This window comes from Methylophaga pinxianii, from assembly GCF_020447225.1.
Taxonomy (GTDB): Bacteria; Pseudomonadota; Gammaproteobacteria; order Nitrosococcales; family Methylophagaceae; genus Methylophaga; species Methylophaga pinxianii.
Window position 1 is genome coordinate 1 of the sequence record NZ_JAJAEO010000119.1, and the last position, 8,698, is coordinate 8,698.

At 41.7% G+C, this 8,698-nt stretch carries 5 protein-coding genes and 1 pseudogene; 2 read left to right on the forward strand and 4 right to left on the reverse strand.

The genetic code is table 11. From position 1 onward, the window contains the following. Nucleotides 1-372, forward strand: a pseudogene (locus LGT40_RS01170) (LTA synthase family protein); the annotation flags it as partial. 106 nt (nucleotides 373-478) lie between these two features. Here the strand turns inward: LGT40_RS01170 and LGT40_RS01175 are convergent. Further along, the gene (locus LGT40_RS01175) at nucleotides 479-1,279 is read right to left on the reverse strand and encodes an undecaprenyl-diphosphate phosphatase (RefSeq protein WP_226069724.1); all 801 of its coding nucleotides are present in this window, start codon (nucleotides 1,277-1,279) and stop codon (nucleotides 479-481) included. A gap of 440 nt (nucleotides 1,280-1,719) precedes the next feature. Here LGT40_RS01175 and LGT40_RS01180 point away from each other — a divergent pair, with 440 nt between their 5' ends. Then, on the forward strand, nucleotides 1,720-7,002 hold the full coding sequence (locus LGT40_RS01180; protein ID WP_226069725.1) for a site-specific integrase: 5,283 nt from the start codon (nucleotides 1,720-1,722) through the stop codon (nucleotides 7,000-7,002). Here LGT40_RS01180 and LGT40_RS01185 read toward each other — a convergent pair. The 3 genes from LGT40_RS01185 to LGT40_RS01195 all read right to left on the reverse strand — a co-directional run bounded on the left by LGT40_RS01185 (nucleotide 6,999) and on the right by LGT40_RS01195 (nucleotide 8,610). Continuing rightward, nucleotides 6,999-7,826 (reverse strand): hypothetical protein, encoded by an 828-nt coding sequence (locus LGT40_RS01185; RefSeq protein WP_226069726.1) that lies wholly within the window; start codon nucleotides 7,824-7,826, stop codon nucleotides 6,999-7,001. The two genes, LGT40_RS01180 and LGT40_RS01185, sit on opposite strands and share 4 nt — an antisense overlap. A gap of 256 nt (nucleotides 7,827-8,082) precedes the next feature. Next, entirely contained in the window at nucleotides 8,083-8,370 is a 288-nt protein-coding gene (locus tag LGT40_RS01190) for a hypothetical protein (RefSeq protein WP_226069727.1), read from the reverse strand. Between the two features lie 12 nt (nucleotides 8,371-8,382). Continuing rightward, nucleotides 8,383-8,610, reverse strand: coding sequence for a site-specific integrase (locus LGT40_RS01195; RefSeq protein ID WP_226069728.1), 228 nt, complete (start codon nucleotides 8,608-8,610; stop codon nucleotides 8,383-8,385). Between the last annotated feature and the right edge of the window lie 88 nt (nucleotides 8,611-8,698).

The following is an 8,698-nucleotide window of genomic DNA, read 5'->3' on the forward strand; positions in this document are numbered from 1 at the left end:
CCAAAGAGAATTAAGACAGTGGCAAGTCAGATTGATATGGCCCCGACTTTATTGTCGCTGATGGGCATTTCAGCTGAAACGCCGATGATCGGACGTGACTTGAGCCGCCCTGAAGAGCATCAATCCACAGGACGAGCTCTTATGCAGTTTGCTGATTATTTTGCATTGATGCAGGGAGAAAAGGTGACCGTTTTGAGGCCACAAAATGAAGCGCTTGAAGGCCATTATTCTCCTGCTACAAGACAACTAAAAATTCTTGGAACGGCTTCAGAAGAAGATGCACACGAAGCTCTAGCCCATGTTTTACTGCCATCATGGCTTTATCGACAACAGCGTTATGATATGCCGCTTGGTCATCCCGACCATGAATAGTAGAGCACATATCTCTAAGAGGAACGCCCCCTTTCTATTCTACATATCATAGCTAAGCTAGCGTTACGCAATGATGCAGGCTGGCTTATCAGTTATTGTTTATTCATTATTTAATAAGCAAAAAGTAAATCACAGTAGCCAGAAAGACTCGGTAGATAACATAAGGCCACAAACCGAAATGATTGAGCCATTTAAGAAAAAGATGGATAGCGGTCAGTGCTGTGATAAACGCCGTAATGGCACCGATGGCAAAAGAAAGCCAATTGAGATCCACATCACTGACAGCTACGTCCACAAGCTTTGCTGAAGCAGCAAGTGCTGTAATTGGGATGGCTAATAAGAATGAAAAGCGAGAAGCTGCTTCGCGATTAAGTCCTAGTAGCAAGCCAGCCGTTATAGTCGCACCCGAACGTGAAGTACCGGGGATCAGTGAAACAGCTTGAGCCAAACCTATTAGTAAGGCATCTTTCCAGTTCAGAGTATCAATATGACGATTTCGGTTAGGCCGCCAGTCAGCCCACCCCAGAAGTAAACCAAAAAATAATGTTGTGAAACAAATAAGTTCAATGGAGCGGAGTTGATTATCGATAAGATCCAGAAGCAAAAGTCCGGCAACTGCCGCTGGCAATGTTCCTATTAGCAAGAATAATCCTAATCTTCCCTGGCCAATAAACTGCCGATGTTTGGCTGAGGTAAAACTATCTTGGGCTATCCTCTTTATATCTCGGTAGAAATACAACATTACTGCTAGTAATGTCCCAAGGTGGACTGCAAGATCAAAAGCAATGCCCTGATCTGACCATCCCATAACTATTGGAGCCAAAATTAAATGTGCCGAACTTGAAATAGGTAGAAATTCTGTTATGCCCTGAATGATGCCTAACAAGATGGTATGTAGAGTGTCCAAAGATCTGTCCTAAGATTATTTCGTTAGATAGATTATTAATATATGAAGTTGAAAATCTTTGAATTAATGAAGCCGCTTCGTATTGTAATCCAGCGAATGGAATAGATCTCATTAAACCTATCGAATTTTCCGGCAGTCATGACAATAACAGAACCAAACAGGACATTACTAAGCAGAGATTGGACTAGATTGTGGGGGCAGGTCACTCCGCATAGGATTTTTTTCGTTTTACTACTCAAACCGAAAAGTAAGTCTTTTTGCGTGATTTGATAACCGGCTTGGACCAATATCCGGTTATTGCTTCACTATCTATATTTCCTTCGGTAGCCTCACCCACACTTGTCAATTTAGGTGTGATAGAGCTTGAATCAAATACAAATAGTATTCCAACTACGCTCTTTTAGAAGTAGCTATTCAAGGGTTAGTAAATCAGGTTGGAAATGGCCCTGAGCAGTTTCTCAAGTGAAGCGATATTTGAATCAATAGCAGCAAATTTTGCTGTAACGATTCGTTATCCACCTATTGTCGATTTGTTCGAGCGGTTGTTTGAGCTGTCAACACTTGCTGAACTGCATGCTGACAAATTACCCGAGTTACCTGACTTTTTAGACAAACAACGGATACAGACTGCACAACAATATCTCCTACAAAGAGGACTTGGGCGTCAAGGCTCAGTTCGTGAAGGTAATCCGGCATTTGGCTTGTATGGAAAATCGCCACTAGCCTCAGCAGTTATGCAATCTGCTGATATAGAATGCAAGGAAATATATGATGGGATCTGCATTCTATTAATACTCTATTGCACAGAACAAAATTCACCATCAGCAAGAGATGACGCATCCCATGAAGTCAGACAATCTGCTAGATCAGTTAATCCTAGATATCGTTTGTTATCAAAACTGCCTTTCCTAACCAATGCTTCAGAGGACTATCACCTCATAATTCGGGAAAAGCTACAAACTATCGAAACTGAAAACGTCACAAAAGCTCAGCATAAACTATTTTATGTTCTGCAAAATCTCGCAAGCTTTGAAAGAAAAAGAACAAAGCGCTCTCGAAAAGAAAATGATCTTGCGACGACGATTATTGATTCCAAAAAAAACGGCGTTTGGAATGAAATAAAACTTCCGGGAAATATTAAACAGGTTTATGAGTCATCTGCTGAATCTGGTGAGCCACCGATTAAAACAACTGTATTCGAATCTGATACAGAAGCTGAGCATGATCTCATTATTTTTGATTATGCTGTGCGCAAGGCCAAAAGTTGGGTTCAAAAATCTGAAACCTTCTCAAGAGTTGATACGACTGTACTAAATGAGCTGGAGAGGACTGAGTTTGTTGCACAGCTTAAACTGCAGCTTAAGAAACAGTTTGGTGAGAGTGTAATTGGTTTTGCTATTGCTCTTGTCTATTTATTGGGATTGGAACTTATTCAAATCCTCAGCACGAGATGGGGAGCGGTTGGCTTTATTGATCTTCAAGGGAGGTTGATAAAGGCATTACCGGAGTTGCCTAGAGTATTTCGTTCAGAACAGAGTGCAGAGCCCTCCCTATGTTATCTGCTACTACCTATCCTAGTGAGTTCTTGGATTAAACAGCATTCAGAGCATTTAGCTGGCAGTGATTCACTTCTCGCTGCAACAGGTCAAAGCGAAAGTGGTTTTGTTTCCAAAGTTCATAGTTTGCTGAATAGCTGGCGCCGGCATGGACGTTATCGTTTTAAATTGCCCAAACTGGCTGCTGCACTCTCAGCGGAATTGGCCTATCAAACTAGAGATCCACTGATCATAACCACTTTAGCAGGTGATCTAAAAAACGAACCCCCAGTTTTGATGTATTACCGTGTATTGAAAGATGATGAATTGACTCAAGTCTATCAAAAGACGACAGACTCCTTGCTCAATATTCCGGAAGATTTGCTCGGTTTCGATTTTGGATCAAGCACTGAGCTTCCTGGAAATGTTAAGGGCCTAGTTGATGGCATTACAGCTAAACTCAAAAGCAAATTGAACCGATATCCTGCCGATATTATTCAAACACACAACGCTTTGATGTATTTCACACTGACGATGATGCTGTTTGCAACGGGTCATCGCCCTGTTCGTGATCCGTTTTGCTGGTGGGATGAGCTTGATATCAATTACGAAGGGGGCCTCATCAGTGATAAGGTCGTGTCACTAAGGCATAAATATCGATATCAGGTTATTCCCAAAATCGCTCAAGCACAGCTTAAAACGTACCGTCGCCATTTAAGGCAATTAGGTGCGCGGCTATACAGGGATAAATCCCTTAAAAGGCAGAAACTCGGTGTGGAAATCTTGAGATGTCTAGAAGGAAGCTCAAAAAATCTGCCAGTATTTTTTGAGATTGATGAATTAGGAGTGAAGTACTTTTCTGTTACTCAGAAAAGTTTACAGACTTATTGGCAACAATTTGCAGAGCTTCCGACAAATGCTGGACGTTCTGTGATGTGTCAACTTCTTGTTGATAATGGGGTGCCATCTGGCATCGTTGAGCTATACCTTGGACATATCCATGGATTGTCTCATCGCCATGGTCCACGAGCCGGGCATGCACCAGCTGTTGATTTTGCGATCCTCGCCAGAGAGGTTGAGCAGGCGATGAGAAAGCTGGGCTGGAAACATTTGAGTCCATTCAAGCAAAATCGTGATCGGATCCGATTGCCGAAAAAATTCAAACAAACCCTGCTTATTAGTCAGTCAAAAAGAGCTTTTGGGCCCGAAAAACGTCGCTTGATAAGAGTACAAAATGAGATTCAGATTAAGCAAATAATGGCCAGCGCCAGAGTCGATATTTTCAGTAAGACTAACAACAGGTACTTCCAAAAAGAGCAGGTCAATCAATTCTTCTATCGTATAAAGATTGATTGTCATCATGCCGGCCTTAGTATTCAGCGTGGTGCAACCTTGGCATCACGCTGGCTGGTCAATGAAAGCCGAAGAGGAGTGACAATCGAAGACTTTCGTCCCGCTCGAACCATAACTGCGGAATCATCGGTTATAAGTCAGAAAATTTTCGAAGATCGGCAAAATTCTAAAAAACTCCAGCTCTCGTTGTTATCAGAATTTTCTGTCCAGCAGAAGCCAGATAGTGTTGAGCAGTCTCTGGCTGAGCTTGTTGTTACCGCTGCTGTGTTTGGTGGTCTAGCAAAACCAGAAGCTCTAAAAATGCTTCCAGAACATATATTCACAGATATGTTTCGAATTGGTGTGAAGGAAGGCATTATCGAATGTAAAGAACATAGGTGGCTTCCTGACTCGTTGACCCTGTCACGTATTATTTACATTCGAAATAATTATTGCTCAGAGCAAGTATTAAAGGGCATTGGAGGGCTACAAAGGCAGCTCGTTCTATACCTTAAAAAGCATGCTTTAAAGTGTACTCAAGACAATGTATTTAGACGACTTTCCGAATTGGGTCAGGCCTTAAATACTTGGCATTTACCTGGTGCATTTCATAATTATTGGCTGCCTAAATCCGAGGGCAGACATTTGCCTTTGCACCGGTTAAATACATTGTTAGAAGATAAGTCATATTTCCCTAAGAACACCATTGAAAATGTTGTCGAAGATGAGGCCGTAGATTGGCTTCCTGCATTGAGCCAGACACATTCAAAATCCTTGACTGCAACGCAGTGCTGGCGAGACATCAAATATATATTCAGACAAGTTGAGCTAACTCAGCCAGTTGGGACAGAAAAAAAGAATAGTGGGCTTAAAACGAAACTGGAAAAGCAGCTAAAAAGATACTCTCAGCGGGACGAAGTAAGTGTAACGTGCAGAATTTTGATTGCCTGGTTGGTGGCTCGTTGTCACTCTGGTTTTATGAAAGAGAACTTGTCATTTCCAACCATTCAGCGTTATGCCTCTGAAATTTTTCATCCAATACTGACACTTGTTGGAGGCGATATACGGTCTTTTGATGAAGATGATTTCGAGGAACTGTATTGGGAGTGTATGGAATTTGGCGGTGGTGATAGGCAGTATCATCTTGGACGCTTGTATGACTTTCATCATTTTTTACAGATACATCTCGCGTTACCTAACATTAGCTGGTCAGGGCTCTTTGCATTCGCTGGACTTAATTCGGTCGCTCCGTCAGTTGACGCAAATATTCTCACAATCAAAGAGTATGACGAGGCCATCCATACAATAAATAGTGATGTTGGTTTAACGTCTTGGTTAAAAGCACGTTACATAATGACTCTAATGCTAGGGTATCGTTTTGGATTGCGGTTTGGTGAGGTGCTAAAGCTTAGATATATTGATGTTCAGCGTGATGAAAATAAAATTTTCCTACAAATTCGAGGGTCAGTGCATGGTGATCTAAAAACTCGCTCAGCGACCAGACAAATACCGCTCATTGGAAAGTTAAGTGAGCAGGAAGAAAAGGTCTGGGAGATATTGACCTTGGAAACGGAGAGGTGGATTCAACAGGATCACCAGACGCTATTATTATTTGATGGTGAATCAGCCAGAACGTCGATAAATAAACAGAAAGCTCGGGAATATTTAAACAAACTATTGAAATATGTCAGTAGCGATAAAAGTTCGCGCTTTCATCATCTGAGGCATAGTTTTGCCAATCGGCTAGTGGCATACGCTTACAATCTGCACGATCCGCTTTGGAATAAGGTTTCACGCCGGTTGATCGGACGGTTTGGCACGAAGCATTTGCCATTATTGTGGTCATCAAACGATGAAGCAACTATCAAACTTCAGGCAATTGCGGATGTAATGGGTCATGCCTCTATTCGCACCACAATGTCTAGCTATTTCCATTTTCCAGAGATTTTGGGGCGAGCACTTCATAACCAATTTGAGCTGAGTTTGTCGCCTAAAATCATGGCTTACATGTTAGGGCAGAGTGAGTCTACGCTGCAAAAGCGTCGAGAACGTTATAAAAGCAGAAACGATATGCAGGCTTACTTTGTCGGCGAACCGATCAAAAATTTTTTTCCATTGTTAACGAATCAGCTTCAACCAGCCACCCATGACGGCGATGCGTGGCGTTATACCTTTACTCAGATGAGCGAGCCAGTAACTATTCAAATGATTGACAAAGTTTTGGTACAAAATGCCAGGATGCAAAACGTCAGTGCATCTCATTCAAATAATTTTTCATCTGAAGTTGTTGAAAAAGTATTACTCCATGCAGCGAACATTCAGGCCAAAACGCGGTTTGATTTTTACCAAGTGCGACTTGAAGATCCTGATGCCATCGGAGGCGACGAGTCTGCGGGAAGAAGTAAATTCCAAGAGAATCTTCTTGAAGCAAAAAGGGTTAATACATTGCTAGTTTTGCTGAACAAGATGATGACTGAGGTAGTTGCAATGGATGCTTTAGATTTCTCATTTGAGGACTTAGCGAATTGGCATGTTGACAAGCAATTTAACAAAAGTTGGCGTTTTTCGTCCCAGTCATCATTGAATGCGTTTTTAAAGCTGCTGACATTTCTGCCACTGAATGATGCAAAATTCGAATTAATGTTGCCGGCAGCATTCGCGCTTTCTGATGACTTAAATGCCAAGCTACGAAATCACCCTCTGAAGTTTGAGGTTGCATCTGATGAGCAGCTGAAAAAAGATGCGTTAATTAAACTGGTTGCTCTACCTGCAAATTGGAAAACCTTTCAAACGGTCAATCGAGTACTGTTTTGTCTAATCGTATGGTTGCATTTCAACTATGACACGAAGATCTAAGTAATTTTTTGTTGAGCTATCGAGAAGTCGATGAATTCATAGTCATTTGGCTCTTCACTGCCACCAATCAGTTTAATGCGAGGTCTGACAGTGACAGTGATGAGGTTAAAAGCTTTAAAGGCATCCAGAAGGTTATTTCGCGCCTCGATTGAGAGGGATGAGGTCGTAATTTTATGGACGAGACGCATACCATTTTCTTGCAGTTTGAATAATTTTTCGATATCTGAAAAATCCACCATGCGTCCGGTCAGGGTTAGCTGTTTTTCACTGGTTTGAAGTCTATGGTTTTGAATGCCTTTGAGATGCATATCTAATGTTTTACCACTCGGTAAAACAAAGGTTACTGGCTCCATTTTGATATTGGTGCGTCGCAATTTGTTAACCAGCTCTGCGCACAACACGCTCTTTGTTTGAATCCCATTCTGGGACGGTTTTGAGCTTACAGTGACAAGTTCTGGAAAGTCCGAATTTTTTTGATGAATTTCATCAATGACTTTTGCCGCCTCAACAAGTACCCCTTCAAAAAAGTCAGAGATACTTTCGTTGCTTTCGTCAAAAGCGAAGCTTTGTTGCTGATTATTTTGGACGAATTCAAGTTCGAGTACCAAATCATCTAAAGTTTTATATTTCTCAGTGTGTATCAGTGTGTTGGGTATCAGTTTATGGCTGAATTGTTCGTTCAGATGCCGACTAAATGTTTTGCCGATAGCTGATAACAATCGTTCAGAATCACTGGAGCAGTTTTTCAATCGCTCAGAGAGCAAAACACTGTTGGTGATCTCACCAAATAGTTTGATACCTAGTGACCATGTTTGTTGGGACATTGTTTCCTCCATATATATGGTCCCAATCTAGCAGCTCGAAACAGTCACGCAAGGCCAAAACTGTGATTTCGTTCTGGTTTTTGAACAAGCACTTCGAAGTTTTTGGTGTTTAGGCTTTTATTTGCAAGATGTTTTCATTTTGGAAGGCTAGGGTATGGTTGATATGGAGACACTATTCATTCTATTTAAACTCTATAAAGTTCAAGCAGACACGCCGCCTCATGGGCGACGTGTTGATCACTTGGGGTGATAATTACTAGTAAATGATATTTTGTACTTCGCGTAATCTATCGAGTAGCTTATCGCTCAGTCGCTCGACTTGACGAATAAACAAATCTTCTTCGTCCATTTCTGTTAAGCGGTTTCCAAGCCAAGTTTTTATAGCTTCATGGTTACAGTATTCGTCACCACGTCCGATAGCAGATACAAGTTGATTTTTGCCTGGTTCGATACGGCAAATAATGCATAGTAAATAAGAAGCTTGGCACAATTTATCGGTATGGCTGTAAGTCGAAAATGGAATGAAAGTCAATTCTTCAGTCACGGTGAAAACTCCTTATTTAGTTGAAGCGATTTGCATGTGATTCTTCAGTAGGCGTTCAAATGCACTGCCATCCTGACGTGTTAGATTGGGGACATACCTTGAATACACACGAAATAACATCTCAGTAGTAGTGTGTCCCATTTGACGGGCTATCCACTCAGGTGCTTCGCCTGCAGCTAACCACAGCGTTGCTGCCGTATGACGAGTCTGATACGGACGTCGGGCAGTAAGTGTCAACAACGGGTGAAAACTGATCCACTTTTGACCTAAAACAACGGAATAAAAGTGATCCACCTTCAGCGTGTATTTAATTTAAAACACCGACTTA

Excerpts from the sequence above, each read along its gene's own strand:
- LGT40_RS01180 (WP_226069725.1), top strand. The coding sequence starts at position 1,720 with ATGGCCCTGAGCAGTTTCTCAAGTGAAGCGATATTTGAATCAATAGCA.
- LGT40_RS01185 (WP_226069726.1), bottom strand. The coding sequence starts at position 7,826 with ATGTCCCAACAAACATGGTCACTAGGTATCAAACTATTTGGTGAGATC.